We start from the raw sequence: 17,686 nt of genomic DNA, 5'->3' as shown, positions 1-17,686 counted from the left end.
CGAAATGCTGAAAAGAATTGGATGTATCCCCGGGGAAACCGCAATATTCCGGTACCGGTCTCAAACTGCGCCTGAGCCAGGTTTGACCTAGGTGTGAACTAGTTGTAAGCTATATGTAAGCTACGTTTAAACGGGATTAACCTGGGTGTGATCCAGGTACGAACTAGGTGTGACCTGATTCTGAGCTATCAGTTTCCTGTACTGTAGCGGCCTTCTTATTGGTCAGCATGCGGTAAAGCTGGATGATAGCCGTGATGGCAAACACGCCCCCAATAATGTAGTTGAGGATGTTCAGGTTGGCGTTGAGGCTGCTTACCATTAATCTTCCACCGAAGATGAATACAGCATTGCCGAGAAAGGTGCCGATGCCAATGCCAAGTATGTAAATATTGTAATGAGAGGGTTTTGGTAGCAGGATATTCTTTGCAAAGAGTACGGTGCTCCAGCCAAACCAGAATGGGATCTGGACCGGGTTGATGGCACTGAGCGTGATGCCTAAAAAGAAACGGGGCATGGTGTTGCTGAGGATCACGTTCTGCGCTTCGCCGGACGGATGCGCGGCGGCGATGAATGAGGAGACAGCGAGTGCTATGATGATCAGCAGGGTGATCCAGTTAAGTAATCGGAATAGTTTTTCCTGTTTACGAACCCAGTCCATGGCTACCAGGCTGAGCCGCACGTAACAGATCTCTACGAGTAAGGCACCGAGGGAGAACAGCAGGGCCGGTTGAAGGCCGTCAGTGACCGCAATCTGCATGGCGGCCACGTTCAGCGTTCCCAGTGGCAGCGTGCCGAGGAAGCTGATGCCAAGACCGATACAAAAGATGCGGAAAAGCTGCATGCAGGATTGATTGATATTAACTGTTGAATGATGTGATGCTGTGTTGCTTAGTCTGTCATGGCCGCCAGTTTCTCTGACCACATTTTGTTCTCTCTGAACATGGCAATGCCTTCGCGCAGCGAAAGGTACTGATGACCTTTCTTTTTATTCTGCCTGCTGATCCTGTTCAGGATGATCCAATGACGGACGATCTCCTTCCAGGCAAAGAAAAGAGAATGTTTCGGATCATAGATATGAGTGGGCTCGGAACCGGCGCCATTCACTTCAATGATAGCGAAATGTTTGCCCGCTTTCAGCTCTTCCCAACTCTGGTAACGCACATCCAGACGGCCGTAATAAAAATCAGGGATCTGGCGGCAGATGGCATCGATGGTGGCTGTCAGTTCTTCATCCACGCGATGGGTGGCATCAATGAAACGCGCGCCACGCGCATGATTGCCGAAGGGAGAGATCACCTGTTGCTCTCCGGCAGGAAGTACCTTATCCAGAAATCCGCCGTGGAGATTTTCAAAACTACCCATGTACATGAGGGCGCGCTTGTTGCGGGAAAGCAGTTCGCGCATATTGCTTTTTCCATCCCCTGTAACAGTCATGAACTCCTTTTCCACTATACCGGTGATGCTTCCACGCTCCTGGCTTGGATAGCGGCAATAAAAGATGCCTACCTCATTTTTGTAAGGTATGTATTCCTGGATATGAAAATCCAGGAAGGCTGAGCTTACATATTCGCGGACATCGTTTTCATCTTTCAGTACTTTCACGCCGCGGCCCCGGCCGCCCACATCGGGCTTGCCCATGAGCGGGAAATGTAATCCCTTGCGTTGCAGTTCGGACAGGACGAGCTCTGCATTACAGGGCAATGTAAAAAAAGCAGTGCGTGGATGCAATGCTTCAGGTATCAATGGAACAATTTCTTTTTTGGATTCGTTGAGAAAACCGCCGTTGCGGATGCGGGGATTGGCTGCCGCGAAAAAGAAGAAACTCCTGGCCCGCAGGCAGAGCAGGAACCAGACCGGGTAGATCCAGGTGTAGACGGCTGCAAAACTCCAGTATTCCCAGTTGAACAGCCTGATGAAAAAGGGGCGATGGAAAAGCTGCTGAAAGAAATTCATTAGCGGACGGCCATTGTTTTTTCCTGTGATAAAGATACGGATATGATTTCGTTGCGCTTCACATCAAGGTACTGCATGGTGGCGCCTCCGGGCTGCAATTGCAGTTGCGTAACGCTTACGGTGCCTACAACGCCTTCGCGGTCCATGAGCAGATCATTGTGCCTGTCGCCATCCCCTGTGAACTGGTGGAAATGCATGATGGCATTTCCATCGGGTTGCTGGTTAGCCTGTGACCATTCCTCGAACCATGCTTTTCGTTTATTGATCACTGCTTCGTCATAGAGGGTAACGGAACTCCAGATATGGGATTTCCCGCCGTTCAGGTCACGCTGGTGTTTGCGTTTTCCATCCCACCTGCATTCAAACAGGAGCCTGTCTTCCCAGAGTACGGCTGTGAAGGGCTCGATATTGTTGAGGTTGATGGCCAGGAAGCTGTTCACGGGCGAGGTACTGTCCAGGAGGTCCAGCAGGATCAGTCCCCTGCTCTTCCGGTACGGTGGTTTGGGTGTATGCGCCACCAGTCCGCCATTCAGGAATACCAGTGCATTTCCATTTTCATGGACGGCTATCCAGGTACCGCCTGCATGCGGATCTTTGGGAAATAAAATAGCACCTGATGGAAACTCCGTGATCTCCGGCGATGCCGCTGCGGGCCGCGAGTTTTTTTCATCTCTGTTGGAAGTAATGTAAAGGGTTTCACCCGAGGGTACAAAAGTTACTGTACACATTGTTGCTTATGCTTAACGGTGGATGATGCCACACCGAAATTTTCCGGCAGGGCAATATCCGCTACTTCGTTGATGCCGATCCTGATCAATGCCATATGATGGATGGTATGTTCAAGGTTATAGGCCACTTCGCGGTAATAATTGGTACCGATCTGAACCGGTATGGCTGAATGCTCATCGTAGGCAGCTTCCAGTACCAGCGTTCTGTCTTCACGGCTGAGGTTCTGATGGATCGCTTTGAGCAGCGAGCCTGCCAGTTCCTTATCCGTTTCGATCAGCAGATCCCTTTTTCTTTTTTCATAGTTTACTGTTCCCTGATCGTAACCCTGTTCCAGGCACTGAAATAATTCGATGATATGCCTTACATGCTGGCCAATGGTATGGTCAGAAAGGGTTTTACAGGGCTGGATATATTCTTGCCCGGACAATTGCTCCAAAGTCCCGGCAAGCTGAACAAAAATGTTGTTGACAGCCTGTTGTAATTGCATCGGTTCGAAAGTTTGTATTAGCGTTTTTTTTTGCTACAACCTGGGCATGGGGTTCTGGCGGTTTTCCGGAGGACAGGGCGTTGAGCCTATGCGTACAAACTATAAATAACGTGCCAGCTTTTGATTTGTATCTCAATGTAATACAATATGAAGCTCCTTTTGTACTTTTACTGTAGATTTACAAAAATTTTTTTGAATGCATGTACCAAGCATGGCCGAAATGATGGCAAATGGCCAGAATCCTGAGATCCTGTTCTGGGTAGGGTGTTCCGGTAGTTTTGATCAGAGGGCTCAGAAGATCACGAAGGCATTTGCTACTATTCTGCACAAGGCCGGTATCAGTTTCGCCATTCTCGGGAAAGAAGAAATGTGTACGGGAGACCCCGCCCGCAGGGCCGGGAATGAATTTATGTTCCAGATGATGGCCTATCAGAATATCCAGATCCTGAACGGTTATGGTATCAAAAAGATAGTGACCACCTGCCCCCACTGCTTCAATATCTTCAAAAACGAGTACCCCGTGCTCGGCGGTACCTATGAAGTGATCCACCATACCACCCTCCTTCAGCAATTGATCGACGAGGGTAAGATCCGTCTCAAAGAAGGCGGCACCTTCAAGGGCAAACGCATTACCTTCCATGACAGCTGCTACCTGGGCCGCGCCAACGATATCTACGACGCTCCCCGCAAAGTGCTGGAAACCCTGGACGCCGAACTGGTTGAAATGAAACGCTGCCGCTCAAAAGGCCTCTGCTGCGGTGCCGGTGGCGCCCAGATGTTCAAGGAAGAGGAAAAAGGCACCACCTACGTCAACGTGGAGCGCGCGGCGGAAGCCCTGGCAACAGGCTCCACAGTCATCGCCTCCGCTTGTCCCTTCTGCAATACCATGCTCACCGATGGGGTGAAGAACAAAGAAAGAGAAGGTGATGTACAGGTACTGGACGTTGCCGAACTGGTGGCGCAATCCATGGAATAGCATTCGTATCTTTGCAACATGAACTGGAATTACAAAGAATTATTACCGGCAGATTTTGCGGCTGATTCCCGCGTTTGGGTATACCAGAGCAGCAGATTGTTTTCCATGGGCGAAGCCCTGCAACTGGAAGACCTGCTCAATCATTTCACTGCCAACTGGAAATCCCATGGTACCCCCGTTAAAGGATTCGGCACCCTGTTCTTCGGTCAATTCATTGTGCTGATGGCCGATGAAAATGCAACCGGCGTGAGTGGCTGCAGTACAGACAGCTCTGTTCGTTTGATAAAAGACATAGAAGAGGTTTTCAAAGTACATATGTTCGACAGGCAGAGCATGGCGTTTGTGGTAAAAGATAAAGTGCAGATATTGCCAATGTCGCAGGTGAAGTATGCGCTGGAGAATAAGTTCATAGATGAGGATACTGTTTATTTCAATAACCTGGTGCTGACGAAGGAAGAGCTGGAGAATAACTGGATGGTGCCGTTGAAGGACAGCTGGTTGGGGAAAAGGGTGTTGAGGAATGCGTAAATACTCCTCCTAAAATGATTTAATGAACTGAACGCTGGCCATTTCGTTCCTGACCAGGCCCCGGTTAAAGCCGGGCAGGAAGCCACGTTCATAACTCAGGGTGATATTGTCCTGTTTGAAAACCCTGATATTGGTATTGATGAATGCCCCCACTTTTACTTCTTCGCTGTTCAGGGCATTTACTTTGGTTCCAAAACCTACAGTAGAGAATAGTTTGCCTGCCGGGATCTGAAACCCTTCTTCGAGCACGGTGAGCTGATAAGTCCCGTTTTTACTGAAGCTAACGCCCATATTGGCCGTAAACCTGGAAAACAGGAATTGTTGCGACCAGTAGACATTGGTGGAATTAAAATAGATATATCCACTATCCTTCTGGTTATTGAAGAATTTATTGAGCATAACAGTGGAAACGGTGTTCAGCGTTCCAAGTCTGTAAGTATGAAGAACAGTGCCGGTAAGGGTTTGAAACTGGCTTTCCACCATTTTGTGGTCAAATACAGTAAGCTGGCTCATTGGCTGGTAGCCCACTGTAATTACCGGCCATCTGCGTTTACGGAAGGTAGCGGACAAACTTTTAAAAACAGTATTGCTTTTATAATCCTGTTCTATGTAAGGATTGGAGAACTCATTCTTTCTTACGGCGGCGGTCACCCGAAGCATGCGTTTGAAGAAGGGCTGTTCCAGTTTTACGCTCCAGCTTTCGATAGCGGCATTCGCCTGGAAGCTGCTGAACGACTGGAAATTTGCACCGGTCTTTTTATACAGCCCTTCGAAGCGGGTTTGCGATACCGGAATATAAGATTGCAGTTTCAGAGATACTGCCTGGTTGCTGTTATCTGACAGGTCCATACCGGTATTCTTTCCGGGAGGGTTGGCCCGGTAATCAGGAGAGATGGATTTTGCTACTTCTCCGATCAGGAAAGTGCTCCTTGCCACCTGCCATTTGGCTTCCAGGCTGAAGCCTGTTACCGGGATGCTCGCCAGGTTTGAATTGGCGAAGAGTTGTTTTTTGCCATGATAGACGCCGAGAATGAAATAATTCTTCTCTAGTTGTCCCAGGCCTGCCCGCAGCATGTACAGGAATTGTGGTTTCCGGTTGAATCCGTTCACGGCAAAATCGCGGAAGCGGTAATCCACCAGTCCGGCAGTGATGCCGAGATAATACCAGCTGTTATATTCCAGGTTGATGCCATTCACTGAAATATTCTTTGCAGTGAGTTCGCTGGTGTTCACCGTGCTTCGCCCCAGGCTGAAATTGCGAAGCCCCATCAGCCATTTGTATTTGGCGGGAACGTCTGCATCCTGCAGCCCATATGTTTCCAGTTTTTCCTTCCAGCGGGGTGTATTGATGAGCTGGTCCCATTTGCCATTGATGAGTTGTTTGAATTCGTTGATGCGGGCTATATTCTTATCATAGATCTGTTTGAGGGAATCTGCCTGCCCTTTAACGGTCTGGTAGGTTTCCATAGTTTTCCGGTACAACTCCAGGAACTGGGCGGCCGCCTGTTTAGCGGAGTCTTCCCTGCTACGGTTGGTACTATCCGGCAGGTCACTTTTCCAGGTGATGCCTGGCACTTTCAAGATCTGGTTGGCCTCGATGAGTGCCTGCGGCGAAAAGCGATCTTTCAGGAGATCATCCAGGTCTTTCACCTGGAGTTTTTTAAACCCATATAATTTTTCTGTCAGTGAATCCTGAAGGTTTGGGGCGAGTTTGAGCAATCGCTGTTTCATGGCGGCCTGGAGCTGATTCCGGAAAGTGCCCGCATCAAAGGATACATTCACACTGGTGATATCACGGAACAGCGATGAATTACTCTGCCGGCTCCAGAAGGTAACGCGGAGCGGAAGGATATTTCCAACTGTGAAATTGAGGTGACCGGTGGTATTATGCTGCGCGAGGTTCTTTTCAACGTAGGGGGTATCAATATTGGACCGGTAATCGAACTGGTAACTGACATAACCTCCGCCGAATTTAACGAGTGGCTTTGTATCGAAGAGATGGGCGTAGGTCTGGTTGGAGAGGTCATTCATGAAATCCCGCTTTTTCATTTTCAGGCCGGCGGGGGTAGTGATGATATCGTTGGCGGTGGAACGGAATTTCTCTTTAACCAGTTTTTGTTGTTGGTTGAGCCATTCAATGCTGCCACGGATCAGCGTATCGGGTAAGTTTTGTAAGGTATCTGCTACTATGTTTGCTTTCTCTTTTAGCTGGTTGAGTTTTTGTTGGGTGATTTTGGGGATGGTATCTCTTGTGTTATTGAATTTCTCTTTGGTTGAGGCTGCAAGAGAGTCTTTAGATGCCTGTAATTTACGCCTGGAAGATAGTAAGAGAGAGTCCTTTTCTTTAGGTGAAGTCTCCTGCCCCCAGGTTACGGAAGCAGTCAGCAGTAAGATCGTCAGCATCCATGCTGAGATGGAAATTCTTATAAAAAAGGTCATTGGTTTAATGGTATTTGGGGGCAGGCTAGTCTGTGCAATATAGGAGGAAGGCGATAAGTAAAAAAATATATAACGGGGAGTGTTGTTGTTTTTTTGGGGGAATAGGTATAAGTATTTAGAGGTGGGAAATAAGTTCATGCCCTTGGGGCTTCAATAAAATCCTATTGCTGATACATATTCAGGGACTATCTCACTAACTGTGTAAGTTTCAAAAAACAGAGTTCGTAGCAGGACCTATATCTTGATCCTGTTTTCAAAAATAGTTAAAAACTGATCGAGAACAATGCCCCAGTTTCTAATCGGCATTGTCCATTTTTTTGTTACCTCCCGCAAAGCCAGGTACACGGACTTAAGTACGGCGTCATCTGTAGGGAACGAGAGTTTGTTTTTCGTGTACTTCCTGATCTTGCCATTGAGGTTTTCAATCAGGTTGGTGGTGTAGATGATCTGGCGTATTTCAATAGGGAAGTCGAAGAAGACAGTCAACTCTTCCCAGTTGTCTTTCCAGCTTTTGATAGCATAGCCATACTTGCCGCCCCACTTACTTTCAAAAGCCTGTAGGGCAGCCTGAGCGGCCTGGCGCGTAGGAGCGGCATAGATATCCTTCATGTCAGTGGAGAACTCCCGTTTGTCTTTCCAGACCATATACCGGCAGCTGTTGCGGATCTGATGAACAACACAGATTTGGGTAGCAGATTGAGGGAATACAGTCCGGATCGTTTGGGTGAAGCCATTGAGGTTATCGGTAGCAGTGATCAGGATGTCTTCCATACCCCGGGCCTTCATATCAGTCAATACAGTCATCCAATAGGCGGCAGACTCATTCTTACCCAACCATATACCCCAATACCTCTTTAAAGCCATCCTTACGTAAGCCTACAGCGATGTAGATCGTTTTGTTGACCACTTTGCTGTTCTCCCTGACCTTGAACACGATCCCGTCCATCCATACGATCAGGTAAACCGGCTCCAGTAGTCGGTTCTGCCAGGCTACGATGTCTTCGGCTACACGAATAATCCATCCCACTCAACATTATAGGCTCAAAATGGCTTATCAAAGAACTTGTAATAGGATCTGGTATTCCCTTCTTCTTATCAGAAACCGTCACCAGCACATTCCCCAAGTGGTTACCTAACTGCACACTTTTTTGTTTCCCAAAAACAACTATGGCCCTCCCTCCTGGATTAAAATGGATTCTAAGAATCCCCCTATACTCCCTGTATTATGGATACAAGAAAAAATCCACTACTTTCTGTGTAGTGGATTCGTATGTTAATCAATTTTAGGCTTTCGGCTTGTGTGCCACACAGAGTTGATGACTACCGTTTCGTCTTCAGTTTCGTAAATAATCAAATAAGGGAATCTATAAACCTTCAATCTCCGATACTTCTCATTTATTGAAGTGTAATACTGCGGATGGTTCCTTATTTGACTAAAACAGGCTTCCACCTCTTCAATAAAAATCAAAACCTAATCCCTCCTTCTGCTCCTCATACCACTCAAACGCCTACTGCATATCACTGACAGCCTCTGACTGCAATATCAGTTTATACATTAAATCTTCTTTTTGCCGGTGATAATACCTTTGGCTTCTTCCCAGTTAAATGTTTTACTTTCCCCACTTAATCGTTTTGACCTGCGGGCATCAAGAATTTTGATTTCTTCTTCAGTAAATTCATATTCAAAATCATCCTCCTCATTGTATTCCTTAGCCACTGCATACATCAGCTTCAGTAACTTCTCGTCACCTTTATCAACATATTGGTGCAGCTTCTGGCGAATATTTGCTACCTGCATAATTGAATTCATTTTCAACAAATTTAAGTGATATTAAAGGTTTCTCCAAACACCACTTTTATTCCAAAACAGCCTAATATTCCGCCAAAAGGGCCATGTTTTGAAAATACATCTTTCAGGCAATCTGCTTGGTGCCGGATCATGATTCGTGGCAAAATATGGGATATCCCTTTTTCAGTGAGTTATTGAGCCGATGCCATCTTTTCTATACTGGCATTGAGTTGTGCAAGCCCAAAATCGGCTGAGCCGATAGTGAGCCAGTGAGCTACTGACTCTCAAATCCCATGTTTAACTCCACGCATATAATCGAAAACATGCCGCTAACATTTTTTCACTTCTGCTGTAGCAGATCGTTTTTCTTTGCAATCTTTTCAAATGCATTCTCAATGTGAGATTTTTTCGCTCAATTCTGTTGGTGTTAAACTGATTTTTGCCATGAAGGGGTGAAGGGATAAGGCTTTTGTAAAGAAGTAATCCGTCTGTAAATACCTTTTTAGGTGAACGAATCATTAGATTTTTGATCACCTTTTCAATGTTTTCTTTTGTTCTGCTACCTATTACAAAATCTACAATCTCTCTGGTTTTCCGGTTAATGGCGTAAATCACATAACATGGCCTGCATTTATTTCCAACATAGGTATATAGTTCATCCAGCTCAAAGATCTGCTTGATATCATTTCGATCAGGCCTTTGTAATCTTGAAGCTGCCCTTGCCAACAGCATTTGAACAGAGCTTTTGGGCAATTGCAGAATCCGGCTCATAGAACTAATGCCTACTCCCTCATTGTTCAACACTACCACTTCTCGTTCAGTACACTTGCCATATTTTTTCTGCTGATAAATCTCCCGATGATACCTGCTACATTCTTTGCATCTATACTTTTGAGTTCCCCTATAATACCCTTTACGAATACATTTACCCTGGCAATACTTACATAGCTTCATGGTCAGGTGACAAGTTGTACACAAGGTATTTGAAAACGTAATAGGGGCGCCGAATTTCAAGGATCAACATATTTTATGCCCCAGAGTATGTACGGAAAACTGGTTTAAAAAAGTAACGGATCAGCTAATAGCCAATCCGTTACATATTCTAATAAAGTGCAGGTGACAAGTTGTACGCTACCCGTTGAATACTACCAGCTTATTCAATAATCTTAAGCCCCTCATAATACTTCGCCAAATCTGGATTTGTTAGCTTAAGTTTTTCTATGCTCTCCTTATCAGAAATAACTCTTTGAAGAAGTGCATTTGTTTTAGTTTTTAACCAGCCATACTTAGTTCTGATATCATAGCTATTACTTGTTGAATTTAGTGCAATCAATTCGATAAGCTTATTTAAGTATAGTTTCAGTTCAATCTCATGATTCAGGAATTCTGAATCAGCTTTATTAATATAATCAACATAATACATCCCATCCATATCCTTAGTTACAACGTTTGACAAAAACTCGTCAACTTCTTCAGGGGTATGATCATGGTCTACATGTTGCTTAGCTAGATCTAAAATTGTTTTATCCAAAATTATTCTAGGATAAATTGCTGCTTTGTTTTCAATGTCGTAAGCAGAAACAATGGCTGGTCCAAACAAGTACTCAGAATTATGAAATAATTTACCGTAACTAATCCCTCCTCGAAATAAGTAGCCACTTGTTATACCAGCGATACATAAATGTAATATGTTAATTAAAGTCATAGGGATTTCTGATCCCTCGTCAACTTTGAAAGATATAACAATGGAATCAGAAAATTGTGTTACTTGTTTAGATAGCTTAAATTCATTCTCCTTGTTTTCTTTTACTAAATCATTTGCCTCATTTAATATGTTAAAAATTGAATGAAGTTTCGATAAGTTCTCTCTCCCTTCCTGACAGGATGCCTTTATATGTTCTCGAAAACCTAGGATGTCTATAAAGCAGCAAATTCTATCTTCATATGAAATGGACATAGTTAACTAAATTTATGATTCAATAGTGACTGTCTAAAAAAAGCATTTTTATCTTATATCATTTCTATTTCACTATTCTTTACGGTTATTATATTTAATGTATTCCCTTCATTATCCATAAACTCTACTTCATAAGCCTCTCCATCTTTAAACACCATTAGAATAGTACCCTTTGAACCTTTAGGCACATTTTCTAAATCCTGTAATGCTATCACCACATCATACATTTCAAACTTATTCATATCAAGTTTTTGTTTTGATGTAAATATCTTGTGACAATAAAGCCAATCCTTATGAGTGTTATTTAGCAATTGACAAGTTGTACACTACCTAGCTAATCCAATCAATCTCGTCTCCGATTCCCAACTGCCATTTCCCATCTATTATTTCAATCATAAATGTTAACCCTTTCAACGGAATTTTAGTACTCAAAGGAAGTGTCCAATTAACTTTTGTTTCGGGAACACGTTGAAAGGAATTAAGTTCCTCAACAGGAATAAACTCCCCTTTACTCACGAAAAAGGTTTTTGTCTTTTCAATACATATTTTCATTTGACTTTTCCTTTTATCATCTACTAAATATTCATCAAGACTTAGATCAATAAACCCCACAAATAGCCCCTGAGAACAATGATAAATATGATCTCTAAACTCTCCTTTCATCCAAGCAAATTCTACATCTGAACAACTATCAATTGAATGCACAATTCCCCAGCAAATCACTTGCATAAACGAATCACTTATCCAAAACCCTTGTTTTTGGTTCATTGAAATGAAACTAGTAGCCATAGTTATTAATTTAAAAGCCTATTGTGATAACTCTTTCTAAATCACTAGAGTGATTTTTATTTAAATACTCCGTTATTTGACCTCTTTGAGCCTCTGTGAAATTCCTGCCATCAAGTAAAATGTAATCTACACCTTTGTCAGGGTGCAGATGGATGTCTATAGACCTTAAAAATTCTTTCATTTTAACGTAACTCTTCGCCGAAGCGGGAATACCAAGTTGATCAATAGTTTTTCCAGCTAAATCTTTTCCGTTAATTGAACCGCTAACAACTGCATAATCCCCTTTCTCACCAACTTCCTTTATTTCTCTTAGCTTTATTCCATGTGTTGCTTGAAGTATTGCGCCGCTTTCCGCTTCAAATGATTTTAAATTTTGCCCTACGTGAGCACGGTCTGCAAATTTCTCAATATCCTTAACTCCCTGTTTTATCTCTTGTGACAACTTTAAACCTTTCAAAATGTCACTTATCGCCGTTGAAACAATTGGACTAATTTTAATTGCCATATACGGCCCGCCACCTTTAGATGGAAGCGAACCTGCTACGGTGATCGTAGAAAAAGTTATTGTAAACAATTTTTCAGTAAAGCTTCTCTCAGAGATCACCTTAAATTGTCCTTCTTCCGAAATTACATCAAATGCTTGGCTTAACTGAATTGCATCTAAGTCTCCTGCATCATGCCCCTGATTACTCAATAACTTCTTTATTAGCCAACCTTGGGAGTGGGGATAAGCCGTCGTAAATAAAAGATTCCAAGCTGCATCTTTTGTGTCAACAAATATTTTAAGCAAGGTGGTGCCCTTTTGAGCTTGATCAAGCGGGTCGTCGCTTTCAGCTCCATCCAAATCAACAAAGCGTACTGGATTGTTACTTGCAAATTGATAAGGAGTTAGCCATGGATATGCCTGAGTAACTGGATCAACACTCAAAAACCTCCCCAACCTATTATCATACACCCTCATCCCATAATCCTGCTGCAACCCATCTCCCCCTTTCACCTCATTATCATTCTCTTTCCCATTAAACCCATACCTGTAACTACTATCCCCTCCTATCCTCATTGGCATACCAAACGGATAATAATCCGTTCCACTCAACATCACTGGTTCAAAGAACTTAATCAAAGCTGCATTCAAAGGATCTGCTATGCCTTTCTTTCTATCAGAGATTGTCACCAGCACATTCCCTAAGTGGTTACCTAACTGCACACTTTCTGATCCTGAACTATAAAGATAAACATAGGAAAGAAGGTATACAAAAATAACCACTAGGGATATGCTAAGTTATCGTTATCCAAAGGGATGATGCTTTGCCAGTACATCTTTCAGAGAATCTACATCCTGTTGAACATACTTTTCAGTACTGCTGATGTATTTATGTCCAGACATGTATTGCACCTGTCTTTTGGAATGCTTTTTCAGCCAGTTGATGATCACTGAACCTCTGATCTGTTGGGCATTCCTGATCATGGGATTGATGCCTTCTATCTCTTGTAGCACTCTCTGTACATGGTTCCTGACACTTCCTGCAATCAGTTCATTTCCTTTTGGCTTCAATAAAAGCCTTATGGCTGATACATATTCATGAAGGCTCAATAACTGTTTACTATTAATACTGATCTGTCTGCTATTACTCTGGCTGGTGGATGGAATATATACTGAAGCATTGTTCAGATCAATATGGCTGATCTCCATTTTCTGTAGTTCTCCTGAATGTATACCCTGCCAGATCATAAGTCCTAGTATCACTACACTTCTTTTGTGTATGATCACCAGATGATCAGGAACAGCTAACTGAGCATACTGCTGATACAGGCTTTCAAGTTCCGGGGTACTCAGAGGATTTTCAATGATGGTGTTAATGGTTCCTTTCACCCTAATTGTTTTGGCAGGATTCTTCACCACTTCTCCAATGCTTTTAAGGTATTCAAAATAATACTTTATGCTGGACAGCCTCAGGTTGATAGTAGCAGGTGTAATACCTTTCTCTTTCTCAAACTGGATGTAACCTAACAGATCAGGATACTGAATGGTGGTACCAGAATCATAGTCTTCCTGTTTCAGCCATTGGGTGAAATAACCTACATTCTTGCTGTGTTCCTCTACAGTACTGTTTTTTAGTTTCTGAGACTGTAGATACTTTCTAAATTCTTCCATTGTCTGCCTGTTTTAATTCATGAGCAAGGTGTACATATAATTGTGTTGAATCCAGTGAGCTATGCCCTAAGAATCTGGATATTTCCTCGATCTCCATTCCACTCATGGCTAAATGGGTGGCTATGCTGTGTCTCAGGGTATGAGGGCCAAACTGTTTCTCTATGCCTGCTCTTTCCTTCAGGATGGCCAACCTCTGATAGAACTTGCTCATCCTGTCTCCATGCTTACCAATGAAAAGAGCCTCACTGTTGGAGGTTCCTTTCTTACTGGCATATTTATCTGTATATCTCTTGGCATAGTGTTCATACAGAAACCAATCCCTACCCTCCTGAATGTAGGCTCTGAGGTCTTCTGCTGGCTTGGATGCCAGAGGAACATACCTTTGTTTGTTGCCCTTTCCTTTTCTGACAAAGATTCTGTTCTTTTGAAGGTCAATATCTGACAGGTTGAGCATGGTGCCTTCCATCTTTCTGAGGCCACAGCCATAGAAGACAGCAATCATAGCCCTGTCCCTTTGCCCCATAGCAACAGGGTTTTCTCTGGATGGTCTGAAAGTAGCCTCATATAGTTCTCTGATCTCTTTTAATGAAAGCACTACAGGCACTTCCTGATCCGCTTCAGCTCTTTCCAAAGTCAAATCAAGCACATACTTGCCAGTACTGTTGAGGTATTTGGCAAAGCTGTTGATGGCATTGATGATGGTGTTAATGCTACTGCTACTTAATGCTCCTGCTCTGGAATGATTCTTTCTGTACTTGATATGAAAGATAAAGTCCTGTATCTGCAAATGACTGACTGTTGTAATATGCTGAACACCCCTGCTTTCAAGATAATGCAGCAGCTCATGTACATGAGCAGGCCAATTGTTTACTGTAGGATCAGCATAACCAATAGTCTGCAACCATTCCTGATAACTCTTTTCCAAATACAGGAAATGGGCAGACTGTAATGAAAGTGACTTCATAGTGTCTGAATTGATAATAAATAATGAGGGGGTATCCCTTTTCTGGTGAGCTATTGAGCTGATGCCTTCTTTTTCTTACTGGTACTGGGTTTCAGTGGCTCATTAGGTAACTGAGCTGGTGGTGAGCCAGTGAGCTGATAAGAAGACAGATTTTCTAACATGGAATCCAATACTGTACTAATAGAGTGGCTTAATTGCTGGTAGGTGATCCCCTCAATCAGGCTGTAGGTGTGGATTCTGGTATCCTCTGTGAGCTGTTTCTGTAAATAGCCTGCATTCAATAAAGCTAAATTATGCCTTTTCACTGTAGGAATAGGAATGTGCAGACTGTTACTGACTTCCCTGTTAGTAAAAACAGCTAAGGAATTCTTTTCAAGCCATGCCCTGAGCCTTTCCAGATAGTTTCTACAGGCTCCTGAAAGATCATCTGATTTCCTCAGCAGGATTTCTTTCATGAGCAAATTAGCCTGCCTAATGTCCTCTACAGAAGTTTCAATGAATACTTCTCCTGTTGCATTATCTGTTTGCTGTTTCCTCTGAAACTGGTGATAGAAGGTTACTGCTTCAATGAAAGCCAGATAATGAGCATTGGTCCTTCTGGGCTTGAATACATGCTCAGGTAACACCAGATATTCAGCATAGGGATTTCTGACAGCTACAGGCTGTAATACTCTCTGAACATTTTGCAGGAACTGTTTCACTCTCTTTTCTTCTCTTGAATTGATCTTCCCTGCACTCCTTTTCCGCTGATAGTCCATGATCCTTGCATCCTGCTCTCTGCTTTCATCCAAATACAGCAGAAAGCTCCTGTTGGCATTGTCTTCATAGACTGATTCCTGAGTGGTACAGCCTCCAATACAAACTGGTCCTTCTACTCTCAGGGTGGTGGTCTGTGGCTCTCCTGCTGCACTCTTGTACACCACAGTCTTATTGATCACCTTCTTACTCTGTAGTTCCCTGAGTGGATATAGTACATCCTGAGCCCCATCCAGATCCTCAATTAATAGCAGTTTGTGTTTCAGTTCCTGCTTGCCAAAATAATAGAAGGCATTTTCACTGAGACTGGTGATCTCAATCACTTCATCAGAAGGAATCAGTTCTCCTACCTTCTCCTGTAAATGACTTTTTCCTGTACCACTGCTGCCTAAACTGATTACATGCAAAGGATGTTCTCTTTTCCTGCTGGTGAAGATTAAATACATCAGCAACCTGTTGGCTTCTTCTCCAATCACTCCTGATTGTCCTATCAGCTCATTGGTTTGCTGAAGAAGGTCAGGTTGCTCTAGGAATCCTTGTGCAGCTTTTCTTTCATCAGTAGATAAGATAACAGGAACAGGCTTTTCAGCCTGCTGTTTGGCTAACAGTTCCAGCCTGTAAGCTTCCAAAACATTCACCAGTGCAGCAAAAAGCTCTGTCATGAATACAGTTCCCAGGCTAAACCTCTCAGCACATTTTCTGATTAGATTTTCTAGCTGGGTATCATTGTATAAATCCAAACTATGCCTGATAGTGTTGTCTTTCCATTCCAGCTTCAAAGTAACCCTCATTCTATCCAGTCCCTCTTTCTTCAGCCCTCCCAGTACAGCCACAGTTAATTGCTCATACCTCCATGTCAGGCATTCTGTATTCTGGGTGTTTAGTGTTGCTCCTTTCATCAGAATACAGTTTTAATATCAAAATGAGCATGGAGATAAAGGCTATCCAGAATACTGAATAGTAGCTGATCCTGAGCATTTACAGTTACTTCCTCCACCCACACCCACATGCCTTGCTTAAATGGCCCAGTGTTTAATTTGCATTGCACCCTGAAGGGACAATACAGCCTTTTCAATATTCCCTGTGGATTGATCAGCAGAATACTGCTGGCATCACAGTATTTAATGGTATAATGATCTTTCATAGTAAAGAATAAGAGCTGGTGATGTGCCAGCTCTTTGTTTAGTTTAAAAACCAATTACTACTCCTGTTATCCAATCCATGTTTCAACTGATCTACAAACTGGAAGGCATTTACACTCCTGTCTACAAAAGTGTCTATATAGGAGGTCTTATTGGCTCCTGTGAACAGGTTGTATAATCTCCACAGATTGATATTGCCTGCTTCATTCCTGCAAAAGCAATCATCCCTGTAATAATCTTTTACTACAGCTCCCAGTTGGGTATCACTGAGCAATAAGGGGTCAATTTCATTTCTCAGATTAGCAGGCAGGAAATTATACATCCTGCACCTGCCTATGAGTTGAGCAAACTGCTGTTCTGATAAATCATACCCTGTGAAGGATTTCAGCTCCTGAAGATGCTGACTGGCATTGTAGCCCTCTATCATAGTCTGGATGCTTGCTTTCAACTGAGCAATATTCTTAACTTTCAGATCACTCAGGTAACCATCAGTCCAGACACACATATTGGTGCAGACCTTATTCTGAAATCCAATAAACACTTTAAAATGTTCATCAGCTCCTTTTCTGCTGTACAGGTTGTCCAGATTGTAGGCTTTGATTCCTCCAATAGTCAGCGATAAGGTATTGCCTGCAATGGTGTCCTGAATGGAAGGAATTTCTATGACAAAGGCCATCCTTTCATAATACAGGGTCTTTTCATGCTCCTGTAAGGCACTGGCAGGCTTGTCCTTGGCCTCTGGGATTCTGCCCTTAATAGGGTGAGATAATCTTACAGAAGGCTTTAAAATGGTTTCCCTTTGAAATAAACCAGACACTATCCCCATAGTACTTTCGATGAAATCTGACTGGGAGATTACTGGCTCATTGTCTTTAATAAAAACAGGAATTACATGCTTGTGCCTGATCTCTTCTACTGAAGATTCTATGGTATTAGCCTGGATAAATGGCTTATCAGATGAAATAAGCACTGTTCCCTCTTCCAGTAAGGCTAATTCTTGTTCATTGAATACTGTTTCCATA

At 43.3% G+C, this 17,686-nt stretch carries 20 protein-coding genes; 2 read left to right on the top strand and 18 right to left on the bottom strand.

Features of this window, described 5'->3' with window-relative positions; translation table 11 throughout:
* Positions 1–163: 163 nt before the first annotated feature.
* Genes ACTHMC_RS18590 through ACTHMC_RS18575 form a run of 4 tightly spaced genes read right to left on the bottom strand, consistent with a single transcriptional unit; the run spans position 164 to position 3,169 of the window.
* A complete protein-coding gene (locus ACTHMC_RS18590; protein WP_440415343.1) occupies positions 164–841 on the bottom strand; it encodes a LysE family translocator in 678 nt (225 codons plus the stop codon).
* A 47-nt stretch (positions 842–888) separates the two neighbouring features.
* Positions 889–1,953, bottom strand: a complete 1,065-nt coding sequence (locus tag ACTHMC_RS18585; protein WP_440415341.1) for a hypothetical protein — start codon at positions 1,951–1,953, stop codon at positions 889–891.
* On the bottom strand, positions 1,953–2,681 hold the full coding sequence (locus ACTHMC_RS18580) for an NRDE family protein (protein WP_440415339.1): 729 nt from the start codon (positions 2,679–2,681) through the stop codon (positions 1,953–1,955). Before ACTHMC_RS18580 ends, ACTHMC_RS18585 begins: the two co-directional genes overlap by 1 nt.
* Positions 2,669–3,169 carry a hypothetical protein gene (locus ACTHMC_RS18575; RefSeq protein WP_440415338.1) on the bottom strand — a complete coding sequence of 167 codons (501 nt, stop codon included), beginning with the start codon at positions 3,167–3,169 and terminating at the stop codon, positions 2,669–2,671. The genes ACTHMC_RS18580 and ACTHMC_RS18575 overlap by 13 nt, the downstream gene beginning before the upstream one ends.
* Positions 3,170–3,365: 196 nt before the next feature.
* On the opposite strand from ACTHMC_RS18575, the gene ACTHMC_RS18570 reads away from it, so the two are divergent.
* A complete protein-coding gene (locus tag ACTHMC_RS18570) occupies positions 3,366–4,145 on the top strand; it encodes a (Fe-S)-binding protein (RefSeq protein ID WP_440415337.1) in 780 nt (259 codons plus the stop codon).
* 18 nt (positions 4,146–4,163) lie between these two features.
* Positions 4,164–4,673: a hypothetical protein gene (locus tag ACTHMC_RS18565; RefSeq protein WP_440415335.1), complete on the top strand. Its 510-nt coding sequence runs from the start codon at positions 4,164–4,166 to the stop codon at positions 4,671–4,673.
* 9 nt (positions 4,674–4,682) lie between these two features.
* Here ACTHMC_RS18565 and ACTHMC_RS18560 read toward each other — a convergent pair whose 3' ends face one another.
* The 14 genes from ACTHMC_RS18560 to ACTHMC_RS18495 form a co-directional block, all read right to left on the bottom strand.
* Positions 4,683–7,076 carry a hypothetical protein gene (locus ACTHMC_RS18560; protein WP_440415333.1) on the bottom strand — a complete coding sequence of 798 codons (2,394 nt, stop codon included), beginning with the start codon at positions 7,074–7,076 and terminating at the stop codon, positions 4,683–4,685.
* 270 nt (positions 7,077–7,346) lie between these two features.
* Positions 7,347–7,916, bottom strand: coding sequence for an IS256 family transposase (locus tag ACTHMC_RS18555; protein WP_440415332.1), 570 nt, complete (start codon positions 7,914–7,916; stop codon positions 7,347–7,349).
* Between the two features lie 22 nt (positions 7,917–7,938).
* Positions 7,939–8,139, bottom strand: a complete 201-nt coding sequence (locus ACTHMC_RS18550; protein ID WP_440415330.1) for a transposase — start codon at positions 8,137–8,139, stop codon at positions 7,939–7,941.
* 246 nt (positions 8,140–8,385) lie between these two features.
* A complete protein-coding gene (locus ACTHMC_RS18545; protein ID WP_440415345.1) occupies positions 8,386–8,562 on the bottom strand; it encodes a type II toxin-antitoxin system RelE/ParE family toxin in 177 nt (58 codons plus the stop codon).
* 105 nt (positions 8,563–8,667) lie between these two features.
* On the bottom strand, positions 8,668–8,910 hold the full coding sequence (locus ACTHMC_RS18540) for a hypothetical protein (RefSeq protein ID WP_440415328.1): 243 nt from the start codon (positions 8,908–8,910) through the stop codon (positions 8,668–8,670).
* Positions 8,911–9,198: 288 nt separating this feature from the next.
* Positions 9,199–9,855 carry an IS1 family transposase gene (locus tag ACTHMC_RS18535; RefSeq protein WP_440415327.1) on the bottom strand — a complete coding sequence of 219 codons (657 nt, stop codon included), beginning with the start codon at positions 9,853–9,855 and terminating at the stop codon, positions 9,199–9,201.
* Positions 9,856–10,054: 199 nt separating this feature from the next.
* Positions 10,055–10,858 carry a hypothetical protein gene (locus ACTHMC_RS18530; RefSeq protein WP_440415326.1) on the bottom strand — a complete coding sequence of 268 codons (804 nt, stop codon included), beginning with the start codon at positions 10,856–10,858 and terminating at the stop codon, positions 10,055–10,057.
* A 53-nt stretch (positions 10,859–10,911) separates the two neighbouring features.
* The gene (locus ACTHMC_RS18525) at positions 10,912–11,100 is read right to left on the bottom strand and encodes a DUF4926 domain-containing protein (RefSeq protein WP_440415325.1); all 189 of its coding nucleotides are present in this window, start codon (positions 11,098–11,100) and stop codon (positions 10,912–10,914) included.
* An 88-nt stretch (positions 11,101–11,188) separates the two neighbouring features.
* Entirely contained in the window at positions 11,189–11,647 is a 459-nt protein-coding gene (locus ACTHMC_RS18520; RefSeq protein WP_440415323.1) for a hypothetical protein, read from the bottom strand.
* Between the two features lie 10 nt (positions 11,648–11,657).
* Positions 11,658–12,827 carry an RHS repeat-associated core domain-containing protein gene (locus tag ACTHMC_RS18515; protein WP_440415321.1) on the bottom strand — a complete coding sequence of 390 codons (1,170 nt, stop codon included), beginning with the start codon at positions 12,825–12,827 and terminating at the stop codon, positions 11,658–11,660.
* A gap of 108 nt (positions 12,828–12,935) precedes the next feature.
* The gene (locus ACTHMC_RS18510; RefSeq protein ID WP_440415320.1) at positions 12,936–13,802 is read right to left on the bottom strand and encodes a tyrosine-type recombinase/integrase; all 867 of its coding nucleotides are present in this window, start codon (positions 13,800–13,802) and stop codon (positions 12,936–12,938) included.
* Positions 13,789–14,766 carry a tyrosine-type recombinase/integrase gene (locus ACTHMC_RS18505; RefSeq protein ID WP_440415318.1) on the bottom strand — a complete coding sequence of 326 codons (978 nt, stop codon included), beginning with the start codon at positions 14,764–14,766 and terminating at the stop codon, positions 13,789–13,791. Before ACTHMC_RS18505 ends, ACTHMC_RS18510 begins: the two co-directional genes overlap by 14 nt.
* A 50-nt stretch (positions 14,767–14,816) precedes the next feature.
* Positions 14,817–16,421: a hypothetical protein gene (locus tag ACTHMC_RS18500; RefSeq protein WP_440415317.1), complete on the bottom strand. Its 1,605-nt coding sequence runs from the start codon at positions 16,419–16,421 to the stop codon at positions 14,817–14,819.
* Between the two features lie 283 nt (positions 16,422–16,704).
* Positions 16,705–17,685 (bottom strand): DUF3871 family protein, encoded by a 981-nt coding sequence (locus tag ACTHMC_RS18495; RefSeq protein WP_440415315.1) that lies wholly within the window; start codon positions 17,683–17,685, stop codon positions 16,705–16,707.
* Position 17,686 lies beyond the last annotated feature (1 nt).

It is taken from the genome of Pseudobacter sp. (assembly GCF_051955275.1).
Lineage (GTDB): Bacteria > Bacteroidota > Bacteroidia > Chitinophagales > Chitinophagaceae > Pseudobacter.
This window is presented reverse-complemented; position numbering and strand designations above follow the sequence as displayed.

Excerpts from the sequence above, each read along its gene's own strand:
- ACTHMC_RS18590 (WP_440415343.1), bottom strand. The coding sequence starts at position 841 with ATGCAGCTTTTCCGCATCTTTTGTATCGGTCTTGGCATCAGCTTCCTC.
- ACTHMC_RS18585 (WP_440415341.1), bottom strand. The coding sequence starts at position 1,953 with ATGAATTTCTTTCAGCAGCTTTTCCATCGCCCCTTTTTCATCAGGCTG.
- ACTHMC_RS18580 (WP_440415339.1), bottom strand. The coding sequence starts at position 2,681 with ATGTGTACAGTAACTTTTGTACCCTCGGGTGAAACCCTTTACATTACT.
- ACTHMC_RS18575 (WP_440415338.1), bottom strand. The coding sequence starts at position 3,169 with ATGCAATTACAACAGGCTGTCAACAACATTTTTGTTCAGCTTGCCGGG.
- ACTHMC_RS18570 (WP_440415337.1), top strand. The coding sequence starts at position 3,366 with ATGCATGTACCAAGCATGGCCGAAATGATGGCAAATGGCCAGAATCCT.
- ACTHMC_RS18565 (WP_440415335.1), top strand. The coding sequence starts at position 4,164 with ATGAACTGGAATTACAAAGAATTATTACCGGCAGATTTTGCGGCTGAT.
- ACTHMC_RS18560 (WP_440415333.1), bottom strand. The coding sequence starts at position 7,076 with ATGCTGACGATCTTACTGCTGACTGCTTCCGTAACCTGGGGGCAGGAG.
- ACTHMC_RS18555 (WP_440415332.1), bottom strand. The coding sequence starts at position 7,916 with ATGACTGTATTGACTGATATGAAGGCCCGGGGTATGGAAGACATCCTG.
- ACTHMC_RS18540 (WP_440415328.1), bottom strand. The coding sequence starts at position 8,910 with ATGCAGGTAGCAAATATTCGCCAGAAGCTGCACCAATATGTTGATAAA.
- ACTHMC_RS18535 (WP_440415327.1), bottom strand. The coding sequence starts at position 9,855 with ATGAAGCTATGTAAGTATTGCCAGGGTAAATGTATTCGTAAAGGGTAT.
- ACTHMC_RS18530 (WP_440415326.1), bottom strand. The coding sequence starts at position 10,858 with ATGTCCATTTCATATGAAGATAGAATTTGCTGCTTTATAGACATCCTA.
- ACTHMC_RS18525 (WP_440415325.1), bottom strand. The coding sequence starts at position 11,100 with ATGAATAAGTTTGAAATGTATGATGTGGTGATAGCATTACAGGATTTA.
- ACTHMC_RS18520 (WP_440415323.1), bottom strand. The coding sequence starts at position 11,647 with ATGGCTACTAGTTTCATTTCAATGAACCAAAAACAAGGGTTTTGGATA.
- ACTHMC_RS18510 (WP_440415320.1), bottom strand. The coding sequence starts at position 13,802 with ATGGAAGAATTTAGAAAGTATCTACAGTCTCAGAAACTAAAAAACAGT.
- ACTHMC_RS18505 (WP_440415318.1), bottom strand. The coding sequence starts at position 14,766 with ATGAAGTCACTTTCATTACAGTCTGCCCATTTCCTGTATTTGGAAAAG.
- ACTHMC_RS18500 (WP_440415317.1), bottom strand. The coding sequence starts at position 16,421 with ATGAAAGGAGCAACACTAAACACCCAGAATACAGAATGCCTGACATGG.
- ACTHMC_RS18495 (WP_440415315.1), bottom strand. The coding sequence starts at position 17,685 with ATGGAAACAGTATTCAATGAACAAGAATTAGCCTTACTGGAAGAGGGA.